The organism is Streptomyces sp. NPDC007907 (genome assembly GCF_042959365.1).
GTDB lineage: Bacteria > Actinomycetota > Actinomycetes > Streptomycetales > Streptomycetaceae > Streptomyces > Streptomyces indiaensis.
Genome location: NZ_JBIBKR010000008.1, coordinates 80,116 through 104,769, shown reverse-complemented (window position 1 = coordinate 104,769; position 24,654 = coordinate 80,116). Strand labels below are relative to the sequence as shown.

At 72.2% G+C, this 24,654-nt stretch carries 22 protein-coding genes and 1 pseudogene; 12 read left to right on the top strand and 11 right to left on the bottom strand.

Annotated elements, in window-relative coordinates:
- Positions 1-163: 163 nt before the first annotated feature.
- From ACFZDI_RS30035 to ACFZDI_RS30025, 3 genes are all read right to left on the bottom strand, one after another.
- Positions 164-955: a trypsin-like serine protease gene (locus ACFZDI_RS30035; protein ID WP_234845724.1), complete on the bottom strand. Its 792-nt coding sequence runs from the start codon at positions 953-955 to the stop codon at positions 164-166.
- Between the two features lie 202 nt (positions 956-1,157).
- Positions 1,158-4,013: a LuxR family transcriptional regulator gene (locus tag ACFZDI_RS30030; RefSeq protein WP_234845723.1), complete on the bottom strand. Its 2,856-nt coding sequence runs from the start codon at positions 4,011-4,013 to the stop codon at positions 1,158-1,160.
- A gap of 204 nt (positions 4,014-4,217) precedes the next feature.
- Positions 4,218-5,027, bottom strand: a complete 810-nt coding sequence (locus tag ACFZDI_RS30025; protein WP_391254675.1) for a LuxR C-terminal-related transcriptional regulator — start codon at positions 5,025-5,027, stop codon at positions 4,218-4,220.
- A gap of 125 nt (positions 5,028-5,152) precedes the next feature.
- Here ACFZDI_RS30025 and ACFZDI_RS30020 point away from each other — a divergent pair, with 125 nt between their 5' ends.
- On the top strand, positions 5,153-6,832 hold the full coding sequence (locus ACFZDI_RS30020) for an AMP-binding protein (RefSeq protein ID WP_391254672.1): 1,680 nt from the start codon (positions 5,153-5,155) through the stop codon (positions 6,830-6,832).
- Positions 6,829-8,415 (top strand): AMP-binding protein, encoded by a 1,587-nt coding sequence (locus ACFZDI_RS30015; RefSeq protein WP_391254670.1) that lies wholly within the window; start codon positions 6,829-6,831, stop codon positions 8,413-8,415. Before ACFZDI_RS30020 ends, ACFZDI_RS30015 begins: the two co-directional genes overlap by 4 nt.
- Positions 8,416-8,427: 12 nt before the next feature.
- Here the strand turns inward: ACFZDI_RS30015 and ACFZDI_RS30010 are convergent, their stop codons facing one another.
- On the bottom strand, positions 8,428-8,934 hold the full coding sequence (locus ACFZDI_RS30010) for a GNAT family N-acetyltransferase (protein ID WP_361110268.1): 507 nt from the start codon (positions 8,932-8,934) through the stop codon (positions 8,428-8,430).
- Positions 8,935-8,962: 28 nt separating this feature from the next.
- Entirely contained in the window at positions 8,963-9,712 is a 750-nt protein-coding gene (locus ACFZDI_RS30005; RefSeq protein ID WP_234845718.1) for a hypothetical protein, read from the bottom strand.
- A gap of 208 nt (positions 9,713-9,920) precedes the next feature.
- On the opposite strand from ACFZDI_RS30005, the gene gcl reads away from it, so the two are divergent.
- A complete protein-coding gene (gene gcl, locus ACFZDI_RS30000; protein WP_391254666.1) occupies positions 9,921-11,705 on the top strand; it encodes a glyoxylate carboligase in 1,785 nt (594 codons plus the stop codon).
- A gap of 193 nt (positions 11,706-11,898) precedes the next feature.
- Here gcl and ACFZDI_RS29995 read toward each other — a convergent pair whose 3' ends face one another.
- The 5 genes from ACFZDI_RS29995 to ACFZDI_RS29975 all read right to left on the bottom strand — a co-directional run bounded on the left by ACFZDI_RS29995 (position 11,899) and on the right by ACFZDI_RS29975 (position 16,284).
- Positions 11,899-12,114 (bottom strand): hypothetical protein, encoded by a 216-nt coding sequence (locus tag ACFZDI_RS29995; protein WP_234845716.1) that lies wholly within the window; start codon positions 12,112-12,114, stop codon positions 11,899-11,901.
- A gap of 221 nt (positions 12,115-12,335) precedes the next feature.
- Positions 12,336-12,572 (bottom strand): hypothetical protein, encoded by a 237-nt coding sequence (locus tag ACFZDI_RS29990; RefSeq protein WP_167526512.1) that lies wholly within the window; start codon positions 12,570-12,572, stop codon positions 12,336-12,338.
- 309 nt (positions 12,573-12,881) lie between these two features.
- Positions 12,882-14,339 (bottom strand): catalase, encoded by a 1,458-nt coding sequence (locus ACFZDI_RS29985; RefSeq protein WP_391254664.1) that lies wholly within the window; start codon positions 14,337-14,339, stop codon positions 12,882-12,884.
- Between the two features lie 208 nt (positions 14,340-14,547).
- Complete coding sequence (locus tag ACFZDI_RS29980) at positions 14,548-15,438, bottom strand: 2-hydroxy-3-oxopropionate reductase (RefSeq protein ID WP_391254661.1); 891 nt, start codon at positions 15,436-15,438, stop codon at positions 14,548-14,550.
- Positions 15,439-15,462: 24 nt separating this feature from the next.
- Positions 15,463-16,284: a TIM barrel protein gene (locus tag ACFZDI_RS29975; protein ID WP_234845713.1), complete on the bottom strand. Its 822-nt coding sequence runs from the start codon at positions 16,282-16,284 to the stop codon at positions 15,463-15,465.
- A 154-nt stretch (positions 16,285-16,438) separates the two neighbouring features.
- On the opposite strand from ACFZDI_RS29975, the gene ACFZDI_RS29970 reads away from it, so the two are divergent.
- The 9 genes and pseudogenes from ACFZDI_RS29970 to ACFZDI_RS29930 all read left to right on the top strand — a co-directional run.
- The gene (locus tag ACFZDI_RS29970; protein ID WP_234845712.1) at positions 16,439-16,690 is read left to right on the top strand and encodes a thiamine-binding protein; all 252 of its coding nucleotides are present in this window, start codon (positions 16,439-16,441) and stop codon (positions 16,688-16,690) included.
- Complete coding sequence (locus ACFZDI_RS29965; protein ID WP_234845711.1) at positions 16,687-17,055, top strand: helix-turn-helix domain-containing protein; 369 nt, start codon at positions 16,687-16,689, stop codon at positions 17,053-17,055. Before ACFZDI_RS29970 ends, ACFZDI_RS29965 begins: the two co-directional genes overlap by 4 nt.
- Before the next feature lie 133 nt (positions 17,056-17,188).
- Positions 17,189-17,701, top strand: a complete 513-nt coding sequence (uraD, locus tag ACFZDI_RS29960) for a 2-oxo-4-hydroxy-4-carboxy-5-ureidoimidazoline decarboxylase (protein WP_234845710.1) — start codon at positions 17,189-17,191, stop codon at positions 17,699-17,701.
- Positions 17,702-17,705: 4 nt separating this feature from the next.
- On the top strand, positions 17,706-18,104 hold the full coding sequence (uraH, locus tag ACFZDI_RS29955; protein WP_361110290.1) for a hydroxyisourate hydrolase: 399 nt from the start codon (positions 17,706-17,708) through the stop codon (positions 18,102-18,104).
- A 6-nt stretch (positions 18,105-18,110) separates the two neighbouring features.
- A complete protein-coding gene (gene pucL / locus ACFZDI_RS29950; RefSeq protein WP_234845708.1) occupies positions 18,111-19,034 on the top strand; it encodes a factor-independent urate hydroxylase in 924 nt (307 codons plus the stop codon).
- Positions 19,035-19,152: 118 nt separating this feature from the next.
- Positions 19,153-20,532, top strand: a complete 1,380-nt coding sequence (locus ACFZDI_RS29945; protein ID WP_391254655.1) for an 8-oxoguanine deaminase — start codon at positions 19,153-19,155, stop codon at positions 20,530-20,532.
- A gap of 220 nt (positions 20,533-20,752) precedes the next feature.
- Positions 20,753-22,141 carry a solute carrier family 23 protein gene (locus ACFZDI_RS29940; RefSeq protein ID WP_391254654.1) on the top strand — a complete coding sequence of 463 codons (1,389 nt, stop codon included), beginning with the start codon at positions 20,753-20,755 and terminating at the stop codon, positions 22,139-22,141.
- A gap of 80 nt (positions 22,142-22,221) precedes the next feature.
- Positions 22,222-23,868, top strand: coding sequence for a protein kinase (locus tag ACFZDI_RS29935; protein ID WP_391254652.1), 1,647 nt, complete (start codon positions 22,222-22,224; stop codon positions 23,866-23,868).
- A 152-nt stretch (positions 23,869-24,020) separates the two neighbouring features.
- A pseudogene (locus ACFZDI_RS29930) lies at positions 24,021-24,185 on the top strand (sigma factor-like helix-turn-helix DNA-binding protein); the annotation flags it as partial.
- A gap of 42 nt (positions 24,186-24,227) precedes the next feature.
- On the opposite strand, the gene ACFZDI_RS29925 reads toward ACFZDI_RS29930, so the two are convergent.
- A complete protein-coding gene (locus ACFZDI_RS29925; protein WP_391254649.1) occupies positions 24,228-24,653 on the bottom strand; it encodes a thioesterase family protein in 426 nt (141 codons plus the stop codon).
- Position 24,654: the final 1 nt, after the last annotated feature.

The following is a 24,654-nucleotide window of genomic DNA, read 5'->3' as shown; positions in this document are numbered from 1 at the left end:
TCCCCCCGCCCCCCCCGCCCCGGGGGGGGGCGGGGGCGGGGGGGGCGGGGGGGGGGGGCGGGGGCGGGGGGGGGGGGGGGGGGGGCGGGCCCCCCCCCCCCCCCCCCCCCCCCCCCCCCCCCCTGGTCTTGCACCTGAGGGGTACTCAGGAGTCAGTGTGCGGTCAGGAGTTGACCTGCGTCGTGACCAGGTTGGAGAAGGTGGTCAGCCGGGTGTAGACGCCCGGGTAGCCGGCCTGGGCGCAGCCTTCGCCCCAGGAAGTGATGCCTGCCAGGACGCCCCCGATGAGCAGGGGGCCGCCGCTGTCGCCCTGGCAGGTGTCCACGCCACCGGAGGTGTATCCGGCGCACACCATGTCGCTCTTCACGTAGTCGGAGCCGTAGGAGCTTCCGCAACTGGAGTCGGACACGGTCGGTACGGTCGCGGTGCGCAGCTGGTTGGAGGAGCTGCCGTTCGAGGCGGTGGTGCCCCAGCCGAGGATGCGGGCGGTGGTGCCGGCCGCGTACGCCGAGGTCTGGGAGGCGGAGACGTACTTCGCCGGGGTGTACGGCATGGACGTCGACAGCGTCAGCACGGCCACGTCGTCGCCGCGGGAGACGTCGGTGTAGCTCGGGTGGATCCATATTCTGCTGACTCTGCTGACCGTGCCGTTGGTGCCGTTGAGGTAGGTGCGGCCGCCGACGACGCGCACGCTGCTCGTGGACTCGCCGACCATGCAGTGCGCGGCGGTGACGACCTTCGTCGGCGAGACCAGCGTGCCGCCGCAGAACTGGTTCTGCGAGGCGTCCGTGATCTGCATGACGAACGGGTACGCGGACGTCGTCGTCGTGGTGCCCCCGACGATCGGCTGGGGTGCGGCGACGGCCGAGGGGGCGGCGAGCAGCGCGGTCGTGGCGGCGGCAGCGGTCGCCGCGGCGACGGCGGCGAGCTTCCTGGCAGCGTTGAGCCCGAACATGGGTCTCCTTGGGGAGTTGCCGGTGGGGGGTCGCGCGGGTGGTGGAGCACGGGGACCCTGACGCCATTGTTCGGATCTCCGTGTGCCCGGCGAGCGGCACGCCCCCAAGCTAGAGCCCCACGGGGAGCGCCCCCAATGAGGGAACCCCCTAAGGGAGTTGGGCAGGGATAACCCTCGGTCAGGTCCCGTAAACCCAGGTGGGTCAGCTCGGGCGGCGGCCCGCGGCCAGCCGGACGATGTCAACCCGGGAGCGGATCCCGAGCTTGCGGTAGACCCGGGTGAGGGTCGCCTCGACCGTCTTGACGCTGATGAACAGACGGGCCGCGATCTCCCGGTTGGTCGCGCCCTCCATCACCAGCGAGGCGACCTGACGCTCCATCGCGGCGAGGCCCTCCAGCGCGTCCAGGGCGGCGGGCGGCGCGGTGGCGGCCGGTGCCACCGCCGTGGGTCCCGCGGTGGCGGCCGCGTCGACCTGCCGCAGCCAGGGCAGCGCGCGGCAGCGCCGGAACAGCCGTGCGGCCTCGTCGTACGACGCGGGTCCTCCCGGCAGGGGCCTGGCCCCCGGGCGGGGGGAGGCGGCCGCCTGGGCGCGCAGGCGGGCCAGGGCGAAGGCGGCCCGCGCCTCCTCCAGGCCGTAGCCGAGCCGACCGAGCCGGTCCTGCACGGACGTCAGCCGGGCGACGGCGGCCTCGTGGTCTCCCCGTGCCGCCCGCACCAGCGCCTCGGCCCGGTCCAGGACGGCCAGGACGCTCTGCCGGCCCAGCCGCAGCGCGTGCGTCCGGGTGGTGTCGATGACGTCCTGGGCCTCTCCCGGCTCGCCGATGCGGACCAGGGCCTCGGCGAGGTCGCCGTGCCAGCGGCCGCGCCCGGGGTCGTTGATGCCGAGGCCCTGCTCCAGCTCCCGCACCCGGCGCAGCGAACGGACGGTGGCGGCCGGGTCGCCGGCCACCAACTGGGCGTAGCCCAGCGCCGCGAGGGCCCGGGACAGGTACATCTGGTCGCCGTCGACCTCCGCGTGGTCCGCCGCCTCCCGGGCCAGGGCCAGGGCCCGCTCGACGTCCCCGGCCGAGGCCTCCGCGAGGGAGGCGAGCATGGCGGAGGCGCCTTCGCCTATCCCGGAGTCCCGGGCCAGCCGCAGACTCTCACGGGCCAGGTCCAGGGCCCGTCCGCAGTGCCCGGAGCGCAGCTCGGTGTCGGCGAGGAAGCGCAGGAAGTGCACCTCGCTCTCGACCATGCCGCGCCGCCGCACCTCGCGCAGCAGCGCGGTGATGGTCGCCCGCGCCTCGGGCAGCTGGTCGCTCATGATCAGCCAGCGGAACCGGGCCGACCCGGCACCGTTGTGGTGGCAGGCCACGTAGGGGTCCTGGGGCTCCTTGAGGGCCCGTTTCACGGTCACGGGGGCGTCCGGGTGGCCCATCAGGGTCTCGGTGGAGGCCTGGAAGGACAGTGCCATGAGCTCGGTGCGCCGGTCCCCACCCCGTGCGGCCAGCTCCGCCGCGTGCGCGGCCTCCTGCCGGGCCTCGGCGAAGTCGCCCTCGACGACCAGACCGCGCCAGGCCAGCTGGTAGTGGACCTGGGCGAGCAGGCACGGGTCGTCGCCCGCGTCGGCCAGGACCTGCGGGAAGACGGCGTCGACCTCGCCGAGGGCCTGGCCGGCCGCCTCGATGACCACCATCCAGGCCCGGACCCGCTCGGCCGGCACGGTGGCACGCGTCAGTACGTCGCGTGCGATGTCCCGGGCGAGATCGGCCTCACCGGCGGTGATCGCGTCCTCCGCGGCCTGTAGACGCCGCTCGTCGGGGCCGGGGGTGCTGTCGGCCGGGGTGTGCCGGGCGGACAGCAGTCCGAGCGAGGCGGCGACGGACGGGGCCCCGCGGTCCCGGGCCAGCGCACCGGCCTCGGCGAGCCGGGTGGCGACCTCCGGGTCGGTGCCGGTGGTCGCCAGGGCCAGGTGGCGGGCCCGCTCGATGGGGTCGGAGGCCGCCGTGGACAGCGCGGCGTGCACCGCCCGCCGCTCCTGCGCCGGGGCCTCCGCGTAGAGGGCGGCCGAGATCAGCGGATGCGCGAACCGCAGGGCCGGCGCCTCCGTGTCCGTGGCCAGCAGTCCCAGGGCCGCCGCCTGGGCCGTCTCGGCCTCGGCGTGCTCCCGCCCGGCCGCGTGCAGCAGCGCCACGGTGGGACGGGCACCGGCGCTGGCCACCAGGAGGGTGCGGCGTGCCTCGTCGGACAGCATCTCCAGCCGGCTCAGCACCAGGGCCCGCAGCGAGGTGGGCACCGGCAGCGGTTCGCCCGGGCGCGGCCGGGCGGGGCTCTCGGCCAGGGCCCGGCCCAGCTCCAGCGCGAAGAGCGGGTTGCCGCCGCTGGTGCGGTGGATGTCGCGGATCGTGGACCGGGACAGAGGGGTGTAGCCGCGGTGGTCGAGCAGCGTGGAGACCTGCGTGCGGTTCAGCGGGCCCAGCCGCACGGCGAGCGTGTCCGGCGGGGACGCGGGCAGGTGGCGGTCGTACTCCTGGCCCTCGGTCCGCACAGCGCACAGCATCTGCACGGGCGTGTCACCCAGCCGGCGGGCCGCGAAGCCGAGCAGTTCCGCACTGGCGGCGTCCAGCCACTGCAGATCGTCGGCGACCACGAGCACCGGGCCCTTCGCGGCCAGGGCGCGCAGCGCCGACAGCACCGCGAGACGCAGCGCGAGCCCGTCGCGCTGGAGCGTGGACTCGCCGCGGCCGGTGAGCGCCGACTCCAGGGCGGTGCGCTGGGCGCCGGGCAGCGCACCGGACACGTCGTCCAGGACCAGCCCGAACAGATCGGCCAGCGCCAGGAACGGCAGGTGGGATTCCGACTCGGTCGCCGAGCAGCGCAACACCGTCCGGTCCGGACCACCGTAATCCGCGGCCAGCGCCCGCAGGACGGTCGACTTTCCAATTCCGGCCGGGCCGTGGAGCAGCACACTGCCCCCTCGGCCGAGCTGTTCACGCGCCGAGGCGAACAGCTCCTCCCGGCCGATGACCTGGTCGGGGCGGCTTCTGGGAGGCTCCTGGAAGTCCCGTCGTGCGGTCACCGCTCCCCTCCCTGTGTCGTGTCCTGGCCAATATTAGGCAACAGTTCTTTGAATTTCGGAGGGACGGCCTCGTGAGGGAAATAACAACATGTGACGGCTGGAGAATTCTCCGGACTCCCGAATGCCCCGGAAGACGGGGCCGGCGCCCTCGCGGGGACCCCTCGGCGCAGCGCTCGTACACGCATCACGGAAAACACCCCAAACCTACGGCAACCACCCCGCTCGGCGCGCGGCGACCACGGCCTCGCCGCGGGTACGGGCCCGCAGCTTCCGCATGGCCGACCGCAGATACCCCTTGACGGTCTCCGGCGTCACGCCCAGCCGCTCCGCGGCGACCGCATTCGTCGCCCCCGCCGCCACGCACGCCAGCACGTCCACCTCGCGCGGCGCGAGCCGGACCCGGGGCGGCCCGGCCGACTCGTCCGTCAGCAGCGCACACGCGCCGAGCAGCTCCGCGCGCAGTTCCGGGTCCGCGATCCGCGTGGCCAGCGCCCGCAGGGCCGCGTGCGCCTCGCGCACCCGCTCCCACCCCGGGCCCGCCCCGGCCGCGGCGGTCAGGGTGCGGGCCTCGTCCCGGACCACCAGCGCCCGCTCCACGTCCTGCGCCGCCTCCACGGCCGCGTCCAGCATCCGCCCGCCCAGCGGCAGGGCGGTGCGCAGCGCCCCGTACAGCACCCCGCGCACCCGGTGCCGCACCACCACCGGCACGGCCAGCACCGAACGCAGCCCCTCCGCGCCGACCGGGGCGTCGTACTCGTGGCTGATCTGCCGCGACGCCGAGTAGTCGGTCACCACGCACGGCCGGGCCAGCGCGACCGTCTTGCCGCCCAGACCGGTACCGGACGTCACCACCAGCGACCGCAGGGCGTGCGTCGCCGTGCCGCTCAGTTCGCTGATGCGCATCCGCTGCCCGGCCTCCATCAGGCCGCCGAAGGCGACGGGCAGGCCGGTTCCCCGGCGCAGCCGCAGCAGCGCATCGCGTATCTCGACCGCGTCGGACGCGTCCGTCGTCACCTGATCGCCCCTTCACTACGGCTCCTGTGCGGGCGCACCCCCCGTTCGGGGGTAGTGAGACCTGCATCACGGATTACACGATGGCTCAGAGCCGCCCGGCAATGGTCCGGCACCCAGGAGGACAGATGACATCGGCGACGGAGCTGTTCCGCGACGCGCGGGATTTCCTGCTCGAACACCGCGAGGACTACCCGACCGCCTACGAGGGCTTCCGCTGGCCCCGCCCCGAGTACTTCAACTGGGCGCTCGACTGGTTCGACGAGATCGCCTGCGGCAACGCCCGCACCGCCCTGCACCTCGTCGAGGAGGACGGCGGCGAGACCCGGCTGTCCTTCGCGGAGATGTCGGTGCGGTCGGCGCAGTTCGCCACGTGGCTGCGGGAGCAGGGCGTGCGCGCCGAGGACCGGATCCTCGTCATGCTCGGCAACCAGGCCGAACTGTGGATCACCGCCCTCGCCGCGATGAAACTGCGCGCGGTGGTCATCCCGGCCACGCCGTTGCTGGGCCCGGCCGACCTGCGCGACCGCGTCGAGCGCGGCCGGGTGCGGCACGTCATCGCGCGCGTGGCGGACACCGGCAAGTTCGCCGAGGTCCCCGGCGACTACACCCGCATCGCCGCGGGCGAGGCCGGTACCGTGCCGCCGGGCTGGCTGCCGCTGGACGACGCCCACGGCGCCTCGGCGGACTTCGCCCCCGACGGCCCGACCCGGGCCGACGACCCGCTGATGCTGTACTTCACCTCGGGCACCACCGCCCGGCCCAAGCTCGTCGAGCACACCCACACGTCGTACCCGATCGGCCATCTGTCGACCATGTACTGGATCGGGCTGCAACCCGGCGACGTGCACCTGAACATCTCCTCACCCGGCTGGGCCAAGCACGCCTGGTCCAACCTGTTCGCCCCGTGGAACGCCGAGGCGACGGTCTTCCTGCACAACTACACGCGTTTCGACGCCGTCCGTCTCATGACCGAGATGGACCGGGCGGGCGTCACCACCTTCTGCGCCCCGCCCACCGTGTGGCGCATGCTGATCCAGGCCGACCTGACGCAACTGCGCACCCCGCCCCGCGAGGTCGTCGCGGCCGGCGAGCCGCTCAACCCGGAGGTCATCGAGCAGGTCCGCCGCGCCTGGAACATCACCATCCGCGATGGTTTCGGCCAGACCGAGACGGCCGTCCAGGTCGCCAACAGCCCCGGCCAGCCGCTCAAGACCGGCTCGATGGGCCGGCCGAGCCCCGGTTACCGCGTCGAACTCCTCGATCCCGTGTCCGGCGCGCCGGGCGCGGCGGAGGGCGAGATCGCGCTGGACCTGTCCGACCGCCCCGTCGGCCTGATGACCGGCTACCACGGCGACGCCGACCGCACGGCCGAGGCGATGGCCGGCGGCTACTACCGCACGGGCGACGTGGCCTCCAGGGACGACGAGGGCTATCTGACGTACATCGGCCGCAGCGACGACGTCTTCAAGGCCTCCGACTACAAGATCAGCCCGTTCGAGCTGGAGAGCGCGCTGCTGGAGCACGAGGCGGTCGCCGAGGCGGCGGTCGTGCCCGCCCCGGACGAGCTGCGGCTGGCCGTTCCCAAGGCGTACGTCGTGCTGGCCGAGGGCTGGCAGCCCGGCCCCGACACCGCCAAGGTCCTCTTCGAGCACTCCCGCGAGGCCCTGGCCCCCTACAAGCGCATCCGCCGGCTGGAGTTCGGCGACCTGCCCAAGACCGTCTCCGGCAAGATCCGCCGGATCGAGCTGCGTGAGGCCACGGCGGCCGGCTCGGACGCCGAGTACCGCGAGGAGGACTTCCGGTGAACTCCTACAGCCACGGCACCGGCGCGACGGCGCTGCTCGGGGACACCATCGGCGCCAACCTGGACCGGGCCGTGGCGGCCTGGCCGGACCGCGAGGTCCTGGTCGACGTGCCGTCCGGACGGCGCTGGACGTACGCCGAGTTCGGCGCGGCGGTCGACGAACTCGCCTCCGCGCTGCACGCCTGCGGCGTCACCAAGGGCGACCGGGTGGGCATCTGGGCGGTCAACTGTCCCGAGTGGGTGCTCGTCCAGTACGCCACCGCCCGCATCGGCGCGATCATGGTGAACATCAACCCGGCGTACCGCACCCACGAGGTGGAGTACGTCCTGAAGCAGGCGGGCGTGTCCCTGCTGTTCGCCTCCCTCGGCCACAAGACGAGCGACTACCGGGCGATGGTCGAGCAGGTCCGCGGCGGCATCCCGCAGTTGCGGGAGGTGGTCCACTTCGGTGACCCGGGCTGGGAGGCGCTGCTCGCGAGGGCGACCCCCGACGCCACGTACGAGGAGCTCTCCTGCGACGACCCGATCAACATCCAGTACACCTCGGGCACCACGGGCTTCCCGAAGGGCGCGACCCTCTCCCACCACAACATCCTCAACAACGGCTTCTTCGTGGGTGAGTCGATCGCCTACACCGAGCAGGACAGGATCTGCATCCCTGTCCCCTTCTACCACTGCTTCGGCATGGTCATGGGGAATCTGGCCGCCTCTTCGCACGGCGCCTGCATGGTCATCCCGGCCCCCTCCTTCGACCCGAAGGCGACCCTGGACGCGGTCCAGCAGGAGCGCTGCACGTCCCTCTACGGCGTCCCGACCATGTTCATCGCGGAGCTGAACCTCCCCGACTTCGCCTCCTACGACCTCTCCTCCCTGCGCACCGGCATCATGGCGGGCTCGCCCTGCCCCGTGGAGGTGATGAAACGGGTGGTCGCGGAGATGCACATGGCGGAGGTGTCCATCTGCTACGGCATGACCGAGACGTCCCCGGTGTCGCTGCAGACCCGCAGGGACGACGACCTGGAGCACCGCACCGGCACGGTCGGCCGGGTCCTGCCGCACATCGAGGTCAAGGTCGTCGACCCGGCGACGGGCGTCACCCGACCGCGCGGCAGCGCGGGGGAGTTGTGCACCCGCGGCTACAGCGTGATGCTCGGCTACTGGAACGAGCCGGAGAAGACCGCCGAGTCCGTCGACGCGGGCCGCTGGATGCACACGGGCGACCTCGCCGTCATGCGCGAGGACGGCTACGTCGAGATCGTCGGCCGCATCAAGGACATGATCATCCGGGGCGGGGAGAACATCTACCCCCGCGAGATCGAGGAGTTCCTCTACGGCCACCCGAAGATCCAGGACGTCCAGGTCGTCGGCGTCCCGCACGAGCACTACGGCGAGGAGGTCCTGGCCTGCGTCATCGCCCGCGACCCGGCCGACCCGCCGACGCTGGAGGAGCTCCGGGCCTTCTGCGAGGGGCAGTTGGCGCACTACAAGGTCCCGGCCCGGGTGCGGATCCTCGACTCCTTCCCGATGACGGTGTCCGGGAAGGTCCGCAAGGTGGAGCTGCGCGAGAGGTTCGCCGACGGCTGAGCGGCGCGCCGGTCACAACGAGGCACGCATACACACCCGTGGCCAGAGGTCCAGGCCGTGTGCCGCCTCCGCCGCGCGGATCTCGCGGAGGCCGGGCGTGAGGTCCGCCTCGGCCATGGGCCGGAATCCGAGGCGGGCGTAGTACGGGGCGTTCCACGGGACCTCCGTGAAGGTGGTCAGCGTCAGGGCGGTCAGGCCCTCCTCGCGGGCGCGGTCGGCGGCGTGGGCCAGCAGGGCGCGGCCGATGCCCTGGCGCGCGGCACGCGGGTGGACCGAGACCTGCTCGATGTGCAGGGCGCCGTCGACGGGTTCGGCCAGGAGGTAGGCGACCGGCCGGTCCCGCCCGTCGGCGGCGACCCAGCAGCGGCCCGCCCGCCGGTAGCGCTCCAGGACGTCCGCGGTCGGCGGTTCGTCGTCGGCGATCTCCGGCATGCCGAGGTCGCGGAAGGGGGCACCGGCGGCCCGTTCGATGTCCTGCAGGGCGGGGAGTTCGGCCGGGGTCGCGGGGCGGATGCGCATGCGGTGAGTATGCGGGGCGCGGGCGTGGTCAGGGGGCCCGGTTCCCGGTTCCGGATGCGGCCAGGGCGTCGGCCGGGGCGTTCACCGGCCGCGGTGTGCCGGTGAGGTCGAGCACGAACAGGGCGACGCCCAGGGCGTCCGCGCGGGCCCGGGCGTCGTCCGCGTACCCGGCGAGGGAGAAGTAGACGCCCTCCACGGACTCCGTCATGGCCGTGAGCCACAGGCACTCGACGTCCCGCAGGGTCGCCGGGCGTACGGCCGGGTCCACCTGCGCGACGACACCGCGGGCGGCCAGACCTATGCCGGAGGGCGGACGCTGGTCGGCCCTGCGGACACCCCGGTAGCCGAGCCAGCGCAGGTACAGGGCGGTGGCCGTGACGGCGTCGCGCGCCGTACGGATCGTGACGGAGGGGAAAGGGGGCCGCGCGGCCGGGGCGGCGGGCCGGACCGTGTCGGTCTCCGGGGCCGGCGCGACCTCCGCACCGGGCGTGCCGTCACCGTCGGCGGCACTCTCCCCGTCCTCCACCACCGCAACCCGCAGCACCACCCCGCACGCGCACCCCACCTCCGGGCGCGGCCATTCACCGCGCCGCCCGCACGAGGCGCACCGCACCGCCACCCAGTCGTCCTGCCAAACCCGGTGCGAGACGGGCGTCGCCGCGCCGCCCCGGTCCAGGCGCGGGGCGACCGGTGCGCCGCACACGCACGGGTACGCCGGTGTCGTGTAGCGGTGCTCGCGGCGGCAGGCCGGGCAGCGCACCGAGGCGGTCTCGGCCATGGCACTCCAGAACCGTGTCGTATCGGGACGGCGGGCCCATCGTGCTCCCTCCGGCCCCGCCCTGTCCGGCGCTTTCCGTCTCTTGACGCCCCTCGCTCGCCCCACCTACATTAATTCCAGATCGTAGAAAACAATTTCCGCCATACGGAAGAGCTCACCGCGGGGCGCGACGGGAGTGCGAATCCGACAGCCGAAGCAGGAGTACTCGATGGCTCGAATGACCGCTGCCCGCGCAGCAGTTGAGATCCTCAAGCGCGAGGGCGTCACCGACGCGTTCGGTGTCCCCGGCGCGGCGATCAACCCGTTCTACGCGGCGCTCAAGGCCTCCGGCGGCATCGCCCACACCCTCGCCCGGCACGTCGAGGGTGCCTCGCACATGGCCGAGGGCTACACCCGCACCCACCCGGGCAACATCGGCGTCTGCATCGGCACCTCGGGCCCGGCCGGCACCGACATGATCACGGGCCTGTACTCCGCGACCGGCGACTCCATCCCGATCCTGTGCATCACGGGCCAGGCCCCGACCGCCGTGATCCACAAGGAGGACTTCCAGGCCGTCGACATCGCCTCCATCGCCAAGCCGGTCACCAAGATGGCCGTCACGGTGCTGGAGGCCGCGCAGGTCCCGGGCGTCTTCCAGCAGGCGTTCCACCTGATGCGCTCCGGCCGCCCCGGCCCGGTCCTCATCGATCTGCCGATCGACGTGCAGCTGACGGAGATCGAGTTCGACGCGGAGACGTACGAGCCGCTCCCGGTCTACAAGCCCGCCGCGACCCGGGCCCAGATCGAGAAGGCGATCGGGATGCTGATCGCGTCCGAGCGGCCGCTGATCGTCGCGGGCGGCGGCATCGTCAACGCCGACGCGGCCGAACTCCTCGTCGAGTTCGCCGAGCTGACCGGCACTCCGGTCGTCCCGACCCTGATGGGCTGGGGCCTGCTGCCCGACGACCACGAGCTGAACGCCGGCATGGTCGGCCTGCAGACCTCGCACCGCTACGGCAACGCGACCTTCCTGGAGTCCGACTTCGTCCTCGGCATCGGCAACCGCTGGGCCAACCGCCACACCGGCAAGCTCGACGTCTACACGGCCGGGCGGACGTTCGTCCACGTCGACATCGAGCCCACCCAGATCGGCAGGATCTTCGCCCCGGACTACGGGATCGCCTCCGACGCCAAGGCCGCGCTGGGGCTGTTCGTCGAGGTGGCACGTGAGCTGAAGGCGGCGGGCAGGCTGCCCGACCGCTCCGCGTGGGCCGCGTCCGCGCAGGAGCGCAAGGCGACCCTCCAGCGCCGCACGCACTTCGACGACATCCCGATCAAGCCGCAGCGTGTCTACGAGGAGATGAACAAGGCCTTCGGCCCGGAGACCCGGTACGTCTCCACGATCGGCCTGTCGCAGATCGCCGGCGCGCAGATGCTGCACGTGTACCGGCCCCGCCACTGGATCAACTGCGGCCAGGCCGGCCCGCTCGGCTGGACCATCCCGGCCGCGCTGGGCGTGGCCAAGGCCGACCCGGAGGCCTCGGTCGTCGCCCTCTCCGGCGACTACGACTTCCAGTTCATGCTGGAGGAACTGGCGGTCGGCGCGCAGCACCGGATCCCGTACGTCCACGTCCTGGTGAACAACTCCTACCTGGGCCTGATCCGCCAGGCGCAGCGGGCGTTCGAGATCGACTTCCAGGTCAACCTGGAGTTCGAGAACCTCAACTCGCCGGAGCTCGGCGTCTACGGCGTCGACCACGTCAAGGTCGCCGAGGGCCTCGGCTGCAAGGCGATCCGCGTCACCGACCCGGCCGACCTGGGTGCGGCCTTCGAACAGGCCAGGAAGCTGGCCGCGGAGTACCGGGTCCCGGTCGTCGTCGAGGCGATCCTGGAACGCGTCACCAACATCTCCATGTCGGCGACCAACGACATCGGCAACGTCGTGGAGTTCGAGGAACTCGCCACGGAGCCGGGCCACGCGCCCACGTCCATCAGGACGCTGAAGGTCTGACGCACAGGGCAGCAGAGGGGCGGCCCGTCCATCGTGGACGGGCCGCCCCTCCGGCGTGTGCGTGAGGGCGGGCCGCTCCCCTGCTGGTACGTGCCTACCGGGTCGCGTCCTCGCGCATGACCGCCCCCGCACGCACCGCTCGGGCGCCGCCCGGACCGCCTCCCCGCGCCAGGCCGCTCACGCGCGCACGGGGTCAGCTTCCGCTGCCACCGCAGCCACCCCCGCCGGTACCGCAGTAGTGGTGACCCCCGCCCCCGCGGTTTCTGCCGCGCGGCGAATCCTTGAGGAGGGTCGCTCCGCCCACGTCCGCCCGGCGGATCAGGCCCGTCCGCAGGGCGAAGCGGGGCATCAGCAGGCGCAGGGCCGCCTCGCCGTGCGGGGCGACCAGCAGCAGCCGTATGAGGGCCACCGCGAGGCGGATGTCGGCAGTGGGATCTCGTGCGGCTCCGGCCGGGCCGCCGTACCGTCGCTCGTGGCTTCACCCCCGTACCGGGCCCGCCGCCCCACGTGCCGAAGGGCCCTGTGACGGGAATGTGCCCGGCCCCGGGGGCGGTTGAAGCCCCCGGGGCCGGGTTCAGAGGTGAAGGTGAGGGTGCCGTACGGGCTGTACGACCGGTGCTGTAGACGCACTCACGCCTCGTGGTGCTCCGACAGCCCCGGCCAGTCGTCCGGCCCGCCGCCCTGCCACTCGACGAGGTCGCTCTCCGCGACGTCGGTGACGTACAGGTCGGCCAGGCGCAGGATCTCGGCGACGTCGTCCGTGTGGGTGGCGACGCCCAGCGGCTCCTCGCCCAGGGTGACCCGGCGGGAGCCGTCCAGGGCGGGAGCGTGGACCACGACGTGCGGTTGCTCGGTGGGAGGTGCCATGCCTTCAGGCTGCTGCGAACGGGACGGTTCCGCACCCTGGGAGGGCTGGGCCGCCCGGCGGTGCGAGGCTGGGCGCGACAGGACGTTCGCGCCGCCGGACGGTGTCGGGGGAGAGGGATGGGTGGTGCTGGGACCGCGGCGGGTGCGACGGGCTCCGGGGCCGGCTTCCCTCAGGTCGAGAAGCCGGTCCGGGCCCTTCACCACCGCACTGGCTCGCACGCCGCCGCGGTCCGCGCCCTGGCCGTGTCCGTGCCCGGGGGACCACCCCTCATCCGGGCCTCCCCGGGCGGTCGGACACGGTCAGGGAGTTCAGTCCTCGCGCAGGGCGTGGACCGCCTCCTGCACGCGCCGCCCGTACTCGGGGTCGGCGGCGTGGAAGTGCGCGAGGTTCTTCTCGATCACGTCGTCGCGGGAGACCCGGGACAGGCCCCCCGCGATGTTCGCGATCAGACGGGACCGCTCCTCGGCGGACATCAGCCGGTACAGCTCGCCCGCCTGGAAGAAGTCGTCGTCCTTGGTGTGCGCGGGCGCCTCATGGGTGCCGGTGTGGCCGGAGACCGCCAGCGGCGCCGACAGCGGGCGGCCGGTCTCGACGGGGCCGTCGTAGGAGTTCGGCTCGTAGTTCTTGGCGTACCGGCCCTGTGGGTTGGACGCCATGAGGCCGTCCCGGCCGTAGTTCCGCGCGGTCGTGGCCTTCGGCGCGTTGACGGCCAGCAGCGTGTGGTTGACGCCCAGGCGGTAGCGGTGGGCGTCCGCGTAGGCGAACAGCCGGCCCTGGAGCATCTTGTCGGGAGAGGGACCGATGCCCGGCACGAAGTTGTTCGGAGAGAACGCGGCCTGCTCGACCTCCGCGAAGACGTTGTCCGGGTTGCGGTCCAGCACGAGCCTGCCCACGCGCCGGAGCGGGTAGTCCGCGTGCGGCCACACCTTGGTCAGGTCGAACGGGTTGAAGCGGTAGTCCGCCGCCTCCGCCGCCGGCATCAGCTGCACGTGGAGCGTCCAGGACGGGTGCACACCCCGCTCGATCGCCTGGAGCAGGTCCGTCTGGTGCGAGTCGGGGTCCTTGCCCGCGATTTCGGCGGCCTGCTCGCTGCTCAGGGAGCGGATGCCCTGGTTGGTCTTGAAGTGGTACTTGACGAAGAAGGCCTCGCCCCGGCTGTTGGTCCACTGGTAGGTGTGCGAGCCGTAGCCGTTCATGTGCCGGTACGAGGCCGGGATGCCGCGGTCGCCCATCAGCCAGGTCACCTGGTGCGTGGCCTCGGGGGAGTGCGCCCAGAAGTCCCAGACGTTGTCCGGCTCCTGACGGCCCGTGAACGGATCGCGCTTCTGGGAGTGGATGAAGTCGGGGAACTTGACCGGGTCCTTGATGAAGAACACCGGGGTGTTGTTCCCGACGAGGTCGTAATTGCCTTCCCCGGTGTAGAACTTCACCGCGAAGCCGCGGGGGTCGCGCACCGCGTCCGCGCCGCCGAGCGAGTCGGCCACGGTCGAGAAGCGCACGAACACCTCGGTGCGCCGGCCGACCTCGCTGAGGAAGTCGGCGTGGGTGAAGTCCGTGACGTCGTCGGTCACTTCGAAGTGGCCGTAGGCACCCGAGCCGCGGGCGTGCACCACGCGCTCCGGGATGCGCTCACGGTTGAAGCGCGCCAGCTTCTCCAGCAGATGCTGGTCCTGGAGCAGGAGCGGGCCGCCGACACCGGCGGTGGCGGAGTTCTGGTTGTCGGCGACGGGGGCGCCGGACTCGGTGGTGAGCACGCGCTGCGACATCGTGACCTTCCGTACGAGAGGGCAGCGGAAACAGTTTTCCGCTTTGTGGAGCCTAGGGTCGGGGCGAGCGGAGCGTCAACAGTTTGTTGAAGCGGTGGGCATGGCTGGTTCCGGGCGGCGCCGCCGCTTTGGGCGCGACAGGACAGGTGTCAGCGGCGGCGCCGCCCGGGGATCGGGGGACCCCCGGGTCACGAGGGTCTGCGGAGGGTCAGAGCCGGGCGCCGGAGAGCCGCTCCACGGCCCGCAGCAGCGCCGAGTGATCCAGGCCGCCGTCGCCCTGCGCACGCAGGCTCGCGACCAGCTGGGCGACCACGGCACCGACCGGCAGGGCCGCGCCGACGTTGCGGGCGGCGTCGGTGACGATGCCCATGTCCTTGTGGTGCAGGTCGATCCGGAAGCCCGGCTTGAAGTCCCGGCCGAGGAAGTTGTCCTTCTTGCGGGTCAGCACGGTCGAGCCGGCGAGTCCGCCGCCCAGGACGTCCAGGGCGGCCTTCAGGTCCACGCCGGACTTCTCCAGGAAGACCACTGCCTCGGCGCACGCCTGGATGTTCACGGCGACGATCAGCTGGTTGGCGGCCTTCACGGTCTGGCCGGAGCCGTGCGGACCGCACAGCACGACGGTCTTGCCGAGCGCCTGGAAGATCGGCTCGGCCTCGGCGAAGTCCGCCTGCTCACCGCCCACCATGATCGACAGCACGGCCTCGATCGCACCGGCCTCGCCGCCGGACACCGGGGCGTCCAGGACGCGGATGCCCTGGTCGGCCGCCGCCTTCGCCAGGTCGACCGAGGTCTGCGGGGTGATCGAGGACATGTCGATCAGCAGCGCGCCGGACCGCGCGTTCTCCAGGATGCCGTCGGGGCCGTAGGCGATCGCCTCGACCTGCGGGGAGGCCGGGACCATCGTGATGACGACGTCGGCGTCCTCGACGGCCTCGGCGATCGAGCCGGCCGCGGTGCCACCGGCGGCGGCCAGGCGGTCCAGCTTGTCCTGCTCCAGTGTGTAGCCGGTGACCTGGTAACCCGCCTTGATCAGGTTCTCGGACATGGGGGAGCCCATGATGCCGAGTCCGATCCAGGCGACCTTGGGGAGTGTGCTCATGATGGGTGCCTTTCGGGTACGGGGTCAGCGGGACAGCCAGCCGAAGGCCTCGGCGCTCGGGCGGTCGCCCGGCTTGTACTCGAGGCCGACCCAGCCGTCGTAACCCGCCTTGTTCAGCTGGTCGAGGAGGTCTTCGAGGGGCAGCGAGCCCGTGCCGGGCGCGCCGCGGCCCGGGTTGTCGGCGATCTGGACGTGCCCGGTCGCAGCCGCGAACCGCTCGATCACCGCCGGCAGGTCCTCGCCGTTCATCGACAGGTGGTAGAGGTCCATGAGGAAGCGTGCGTTGCCGAGCCCCGTCGCCTCGTTGACCTTGTCGACGACCTCGACGGCGGCGGGCGCGGACACCAGCGGGTACAGCGGCGACTCGGGCTTGTTCAACGCCTCGATCAGCAGGATCGCGCCGATCCGGTCGGCGGCCCGGGCCGCCAGGGCCAGGTTCTCCAGCGCGAGCGCGTCCTGCTCGGCCGGGTCCACGCCCTCGACGCGGTTGCCGTACAGGGCGTTGAGCGCCGTGCAGCCCAGGGAGGCGGCGAAGTCGGCGGTCACGTCGATGTTGGCGCGGAACCGCTCCGACTCCTCGCCGGGGACCGACAGGGCGCCGCGGTCCGGGCCCGGGAGCTGTCCGGCGTAGAAGTTCAGGCCGGTGAGCCTGACGCCGGCGTCCTCGATCGCGCGCTTGAGGGCGTCGAGCCGGGACCGCTCGGGGACGGGTGAGTCGACCCAGGGCCACCACAGCTCGACCGCGGTGAAGCCCGCCGCGGCGGCGGCCGCGGGGCGCTCCAGGAGGGGGAGCTCCGTGAAGAGGATCGACAGGTTGACGTTGAAGCGCTGGTCTGCGAATCCCATCGGGGGCGGCGCTCCCTTCCTTGTCTCTGCTGCGCTTCCGCGCTATTTCCGTATCGTGGAATCTCATTTCTGCTTAACGGAAGATTGCCTGTGGGGCGCGAGGGCTGTCAAGAGGGGCTGCCGGAAAGTCCGCCCCGCGCGTTAGGTTGAGCGCGTGCGACTGAGAGTGGAGTTCACGACCGAGCCGTTCGACCTGGACGAGGCGCCCGCGCACGCGGTGGTGGCCCGCGAGGTCGTGGAGGCCGCCGAGCTGGACGCCGTGGACGTGGGCCCGTTCGGCAACACCGCGGAGGGCGGTGCCGACGCGGTGCTCACCGCCGTGGACACCCTGCTCCGCAAGACCCTGAAGGCCGGCGCCACCCGCGTCTCGCTCCAGATCAACGTGGTCGAGGAGGGAGGGGCGTGAGCGGCGGCGGGGACGAGCCGTTCATCGCGGCCGTGAAACCCCTGGTCGACGCGATGGGCGGCGAGATGATCCCGCCCGACGAGGCCGGCCCCGACGACGTCGTCCTGGCCTGGGAGGGCAGGGACGCCGTCGCCGTACGGTTGCCGCAGCTCGCCGACTCCCTCGATCACATCCTGGCCGCCATGGAGCGCCGCAAGGGGATGCCGCTGGCCGACCTCGACCGCAGGGCCAAGCAGGAAGTCGTGCGGATACTCGAGGCGCGCGGCGCCTTCTCCGTCCGGCACGGGGTGGAGACGGTGGCGAGCGCCCTCGGCGTCAGCCGCTTCACCGTCTACAACTACCTCAACCGCGAGAAGGGGGCCTGACCGGCGCCGGACGTTTCGGTCCGGTTTCGCGCCACAGAATTTTCAACAAACTGTTGACGTGCTGTCGCGGGAGGGCGTTAGCTGTCGGCACGCCCGTTCAGCACGAAGGCCGAATCCGGCCACGGAGGCTCCCGTGACGTCCACTTCCACGCCGCCGGGCCTGACCCGGTTCAACACCCTCGAGGAGCACGCGGCCCACGCCGCCCTCCACGAGGTGTGCGCCGCCACGGCGTGGGCGAAGCGCCTGCTGGCCGCCCGCCCCTACGCCACCTGCGAGGACCTGTACGCCGCGAGCGACGCCGCCATGGCCGGCCTGACGGCCGCGGACCTCGACGAGGCGATGGCCGGCCACCCGCCCATCGGCCGCCCCCGGCCCGGTGACCCCACCTCGGCACGGGAACAGCGCGGCATGGCCGGCGCCTCCGACGCGCTCAAGGCGGAGATGCTGGAGCTGAACCTCGCCTACCAGGAGAAGTTCGGCCATGTCTTCCTGATCTGCGCCACCGGCCGGACCGGTGAACAGATGCGCGACGCGGTCAGGGAGCGGATCGGCAACACACCGGAGCAGGAGCGGGAGATCGTCCGCACCGAACTGGGGAAGATCAACCGCATCCGCCTCGCCCGACTCGTCGAAGAGGAAGCCTGACCCCATGAGCACCAGCACCACCGCCTCCGTGTCCACGCACATCCTGGACACCAGCGTCGGCCGGCCCGCCGAAGGCGTCGCCGTCCGCCTCTCCGCCCGCGCGGGCCGCGAGGCGGCCTGGCAGGAGCTCGGCGGCTCCGCCACCGACGCGGACGGCCGGTGCAAGGACCTCCCGGCGCTGCCGGAGGGCACCACCCACGTACGGCTCGACTTCGCGGTGGAGCCGTACCTCGAAGAATCTGCGAAGAAGCAAGCCGATGCGCAGCAGGACGCCCCCGCGAACCGGGACAGCGGTGCGTTCTTTCCAGAGGTGGCCATCACCTTCGCCGTCGAGGCCGGTGAGCACTACCACGTACCGCTGCTGCTCAACCCGTTCGGCTACTCCGTATACCGAGGGAGCTAGCTAGAGATGCCCACCATTCTGGGACAGAACCAGTACGGCAAGGCCGAGAACCGAGTCGTCAAGATCACGCGGGACGGCGCCACCCACCACATCAAGGACCTCAACGTCTCCGTCGCGCTGAGCGGCGACATGGACGAGGTCCACTACTCCGGCTCGAACGCCAACGTCCTGCCGACCGACACCACCAAGAACACGGTCTACGCGTTCGCCAAGGAGCACGGCATCGAGTCGGCCGAGCAGTTCGGCATCCACCTGGCCCGGCACTTCGTCACCAGCCAGGAGCCGATCCGCCGGGCCCGGATCCGCATCGAGGAGTACGCCTGGGAGCGGATCGAGGCCTCCGACGCCACCTCGCAGTTCATCGGCGCCGACGAGGTCAAGCACTCCTTCGTCCGCAAGGGCCAGGAGGTCCGGCTGACCCAGATCACCTACGACGGCTCGTCGTGGGAGGTCGTCTCCGGCCTCAAGGACCTGGTCGTGATGAACTCGACCAACTCCGAGTTCTGGGGCTACGTCAAGGACAGGTACACGACGCTGAAGGAGGCCTACGACCGCATCCTGGCCACCGAGGTCTCCGGCCGCTGGCGGTTCAACTGGACCGACGACGAGCAGCGCATGCCGAACTGGGAGAAGTCCTACGAGCAGGTCAGGAAGCACATGCTCCAGGCCTTCGCCGAGACCTACTCCCTCTCGCTGCAGCAGACGCTGTACCAGATGGGCGCGCGGATCATCAACAACCGCAGCGAGATCGACGAGGTCCGCTTCTCCCTCCCGAACAAGCACCACTTCCTGGTCGACCTGGAGCCGTTCGGGCTGAAGAACGACAACGAGGTGTACTACGCCGCCGACCGCCCCTACGGCCTGATCGAGGCGACGATCCTCAGGGACGGCTGCGAGGCGAAGATCCCCGAGGACCTCACCAACCTCTGACGCTCACCCTTTCGGCACCCGTGGCCGGGGAACCCTCCTCCCGGCCACGGCACTCAAAACTCCCAGGGTCCTGCCGTGCCCTCTCCAATTCAGCACACTTCGTGAAAAGGGACGAACCATGGCAGCAGAGCGGCGCACCGTCATCGAGAACTGTGCGATCGCGACCGTCGACGGACACGACACGGAGTACGCCTCCGGGCACGTCGTCCTCGCCGGCAATCGCATCGAGTCGCTCGGCGCGGGCGCGGCCCCCGAGGGCCTGGAGAACGTCGTACGCCGTATCGACGCCACCGGCCACCTCGTGACCCCCGGCCTGATCAACACCCATCACCACTTCTACCAGTGGATCACCCGCGGCCTGGCCACGGACCACAACCTCTTCAACTGGCTCGTCGCGCTCTACCCCACCTGGGCGCGCATCGACGAGCCCATGGTCCGCGCCGCCGCCCAGGGCTCCCTGGCGATGATGGCCCGCGGTGGCGTCACCACCGCCATGGACCACCACTACGTCTTCCCGCGCGGCTCCGGCGACCTCTCCGGCGCGATCATCGGCGCCGCCCGCGACATGGGCGTCCGCTTCACCCTCGCCCGCGGCTCCATGGACCGCAGCGAGAAGGACGGCGGCCTGCCCCCGGACTTCGCCGTGGAGACCCTCGACGGTGCGCTCGCGGCCACCGAGGAGACCGTGCGGCAGCACCACGACTCCTCTTTCGACGCCATGACCCAGGTCGCCGTCGCGCCCTGCTCGCCCTTCTCCGTCTCCACCGAACTGCTCCGCGACGGCGCCCAGTTGGCCCGCCGTCTCGGTGTCCGGCTGCACACCCACGGCTCGGAGACCGTGGAGGAGGAGAAGTTCTGCCACGAACTGTTCGGCATGGGCCCGACCGACTACTTCGAGTCCACCGGCTGGCTCGGTGAGGACGTGTGGATGGCGCACTGCGTCCACATGAACGACTCCGACATCGCCGCCTTCGCCCGGTCCCGCACCGGCGTCGCGCACTGCCCGTCCTCCAACGCCCGCCTCGCGGCCGGCATCGCCCGCGTCCCCGACATGCTCGCCGCCGGCGTCCCCGTCGGCCTCGGCGTGGACGGCACCGCCTCCAACGAGTCCGGCGAACTCCACACCGAGCTGCGCAACGCCCTCCTCATCAACCGCCTCGGCGGCCACAAGGAGGCCGCCCTGAACGCCCGTCAGGCCCTGCGCCTGGGAACGTACGGCGGTGCCCAGGTCCTCGGCCGGGCCGCGGAGACCGGTTCCCTGGAGCCCGGCAAGCTCGCCGACCTCGTGCTGTGGAAGCTGGACACGCTCGCCCACGCCTCCATCGCCGACCCGGTGACCGCCCTGGTCTTCGGCGCTGCCGCGCCGGTCACCGCCTCCTTCGTGAACGGCCGGCAGATCGTCGAGGACGGACGGCTCCTCACGGCCGACGAGGACGCCATCGCCCGCGCCACGCGGGACGAGGCCCGACGGCTGGCGAAGATCGCCGCCGGGGCCTGACCACCCGGATGACTCCGGCCGGGAGGGACGGCTCCCGGCCGGTGGCCGTGAACCCGAGCGGGGTGCACGGCGGTCGTCTCCGGGGTGCGCGTGACCGCGCGCGCCCCGGAACGGCCACCACCGTCCGCGCACATCCGGTCCCGCACGACCACCCGCACCACCTCCCTGACACCCACGGCCGCATCGGCGCGGCCGTGTAACCGACCGGAGGGACGCCGCCGTGGCCGACCACCCCGTTGACGAAAAACTCCCCGCGCTCAAGATGGCGACGACCGGCCTGCAGCACGTGGCCGCCATGTACGCCGGAGTCGTCGCCCCGCCCCTGATCGTCGGCGCGGCCATCGGCCTCACCGCCACCGACCTGACCTTCCTCACCGGCGCCTGCCTGTTCACCGCGGGCCTCGCCACCTTCCTGCAGACCCTCGGCATCTGGAAGATCGGCGCCCGGCTGCCGTTCGTCAACGGCGTCACCTTCGCCGGTGTCGCCCCGATGACCGCGATCGTCGCCTCCACCCAGGACAAGTCCGACGCCCTGCCGATCATCTTCGGCGCGGTCATCGTCGCCGGACTCCTCGGTTTCCTCGCCGCCCCCGTCTTCTGCAAGGCCATCCGCTTCTTCCCGCCCGTGGTGACCGGCACGGTCATCACCCTCATCGGCATATCGCTGCTGCCGGTCGCCTTCGGCTGGGCACAGGGTCCCAACCCGGGGGCCCACGACTACGGTTCGGCGACCAACCTGGGCCTCGCGGCCGTCACCCTGCTGATCGTGCTGCTGCTGCGCCGCTTCACCACGGGCTTCGTCAAGCAGATCGCCGTGCTGCTCGGACTCGTGATCGGCACGCTGATCGCGATCCCGTTCGGCGCCACGGACTTCACCCCCGTCGCGGACGCCGCCGTCATCGGCTTCCCCACCCCGTTCCACTTCGGCGCCCCACAGTTCCAGCTCGCCGCGATCATCTCGATGTGCGTGGTGATGGTGGTGTCGATGACCGAATCGACCGCCGACATGCTGGCGCTGGGCGAGATCGTCGAGCGCCCGGCCGACGAGCGGACCATCGCGGCCGGCCTGCGCGCCGACACCCTCGGCTCGGCGCTCAGCCCCCTCTTCAACGGCTTCATGTGCAGCGCCTTCGCGCAGAACATCGGCCTGGTCGCCATGACGAAGATCCGCAGCCGGTACGTCGTCGCCGCGGGCGGCGGCTTCCTGGTGCTGATGGGCCTGTGTCCGATGGCGGCCTCGCTGATCGCCGTCGTACCGCGCCCGGTGCTCGGCGGGGCGGGCGTCGTCCTGTTCGGCTCGGTCGCGGCCAGCGGCATCCAGACCCTGGTCCGGGCCGCCCTGGACAAGGACAACAACGTCCTGATCGTGGCCGTCTCCCTGGCCGTCGGCGTCATCCCCATCACGGCCCCGGAGTTCTACCACGCCTTCCCGGAGACGGCCCGTATCGTCCTGGACTCCGGCATCTCGACGGGCTGTGTGGCGGCCGTGCTGCTCAACCTCGTCTTCAACCACCTGGGCAAGGGCGCCCGGGACGCCCACGACGTGACCCACCCGATGGAGGCGGGCGAGGAACTGACGAACACCCCGAAGGCCCCGGCCGCGTCCTGAGGCCGCCGGACTCCGCTTAGGCTTCTGCCTTGGTCAACTCAGGGTTGACCGGGGGTCAGGGACGAGGGGGAGACGGGCCGATGAACCACGCGAGCGAGGTGTTCCAGCCGTTGCGGGCGGACGATCCGCCCATGGTGGCCGGATACCGCCTCGCCGCCCGGCTCGGTGCGGGCGGCATGGGGCGTGTCTACCTGTCGCACACGCAGGGCGGCCGGCCGGTGGCGATCAAGGTGGTACGGCCGGAACTGGCCGACGACCCCGAGTTCCGGCGGCGGTTCCGCCGGGAGGTGGAGGCGGCCCGGCGGGTCCGGGGCGCCTACACCGCCGAACTGATCGACGCCGACGCCGACGGCACACCGCCCTGGGCGGCCACGCTGTACCTCCCCGGCCCGTCCCTCACCGACGCCGTCGCCCGACGCGGTCCGCTGCCCGTCCCCGCGGTGCTGTGGCTGGTGGCGGGGGTGGCCGAGGCGCTCCAGGCCGTCCACGCCGCCGGCCTCGTGCACCGGGACCTCAAGCCGTCCAACGTGCTGCTCGCCGCCGACGGGCCGCGCGTGATCGACTTCGGCATCTCGCTGGCCGCCGACTTCACCTCGTACACCGCCACCGGCGCCGCCGTCGGCACGCCCCACTTCATGGCTCCCGAGCAGGCGTCGGCGGGGGAGGTCACGGCTGCGACCGACGTCTTCGCGCTGGGCCAGACGGCCGCGTTCGCCGCCCTGGGCCGCCCGCTGTACGGGGAGGGCTCCGCGGTCGGCGTGCTGTACCGGATCGTGCACGACCGGCCCGACCTGTCCGTGCTGCCCGAGCAGCTCCGACCACTGTTCGCCCGCTGCCTGGCCGCCGACCCGAAGGACAGGGCGGACCTGGCGGAGATCGTCGACTGGTGCCGGCAGCGACTGGGCGCCGACGCCGACGCGGGCGCGGGCCCCGCCGTGTGGCGGGACGTCACAGGACCGGAGCCGACGGTCCCGTCGCCGCTCTCCACTCCCACGAGTCTCTCCACTCCCACACGCGTCGAGCCTCAGCCGCTGGTCGTCACCCGGCCCCAGCCGCTGCCGGGCGCGCCCGGGGAGCGGCGGGCGCGACACCGGCGCACCGCGCTGATCACGGCCGCGGCCGTGACGGCCGGGGTGGTGGCGCTGGGCGGCCTGCTCTGGACGGTCCAGGACGCGGGGAACAGGTTCCGCGACTGGGTGGCCGGCGCACCGGCGACGCCGGACCCGGACAGGTCCGGGCGGTCGGCGGACGCGGCTACGCCGTCGCCTTCGGCGTCCGGGGCCGTCGCGGATGCCGAGGGCCGGACACCGCGGGCCTCGCAGCCCTCCCCGACCGCCTCCGGGACGCCGCGCCCCATCGGCCGGGTGCTCCAGAGGCTGGACGCGAAGAGCTCGCTGAGCTTCGAGGAGCCGTTCCAGCGCGAGGACCGCGAGGGCGACATCCGCTTCGACTGCGAGAACGCCGGATGCGCGCTGCAGAGCGACACCAGTGTCTTCGTGCAGATGTTCACCGACGAGGGCGTCTCCCTCGACGACTGCCGGCTCATGCTGGCGCATGCCGACCGGCGCCGCTGGCCGCTGGCCTCGGTGCCGGTGGGAGGTCAGATCTGCGTCAGGCACACGTCCGGGGACATCGCCCTGCTCACGGTCCAGACGAAGTCGACCGCGCTGCCGGAACTCGCCGCCCTCACGGTGGACCTGACGATCTGGCGGCGTTCGGCGACGTGACCGCCGCGCGGTCACACGGTGAGCATCACGGCCTCCAGCCAGACGTCGATGTCCAGGGTGCCGCCGAAGGCGAGTCGGGGCGGGGCTTGCTGCATACGCCGTGGGCCGGAAGGCGTTGGCGGCGGACCCGCCGACGCCGTGCACCGCGGGCGCTGACACCGGCACACCGCGAGGCCCCGGAGGCCACCTTCTTCGCCGACCGCACGACGCACCAGGCGGCCAACGTGCCGGGCGTCCCCCAGGGCACGGTGAAGTCCCGCGTCCACTACGCCCTGCGCAGCCTCAGAGCGGCCCTGGAGGAACGCGGTGTGCGATGACCGGCGCCGCGCGACCGCCCGCCGGGGATCGGGCCCACGGCCCTACGCCAGTCCGAACAGCCCCGGGTCCGAAGCCAGCTTCCTGAAGACCGCCGCGGGATCTGCGACCAGCCTGCGCTGCTCCAGGTCCAGGATCCCGCCGACCGCCGTGATATGCGCGGCCACCGTGCCGTCGGCCTTCACGACGGTCTGCTCGATCCGGAACGTCTTGCCACCGCTCCACTCGAAGGCGCAGGTCACCCGGACCTCGTCGCCCGCGAGCAGCTCGCGTTCGTAGCGGATGGTCGTCTCCAGGGCGACCGGGCCCACGCCGCTGCCGACGAGGGCGGACTGGCTGATCCCCGCGGCGTGGAGCAGCGACCAGCGGGCGTGCTCCGCGTAGTTCAGGTAGACCGCCTGGTTGAGATGTCCCTGGACGTCCGTCTCGTAGCCACGGACGGTCACAGGGACGGAAAACGGCTCGCTCACG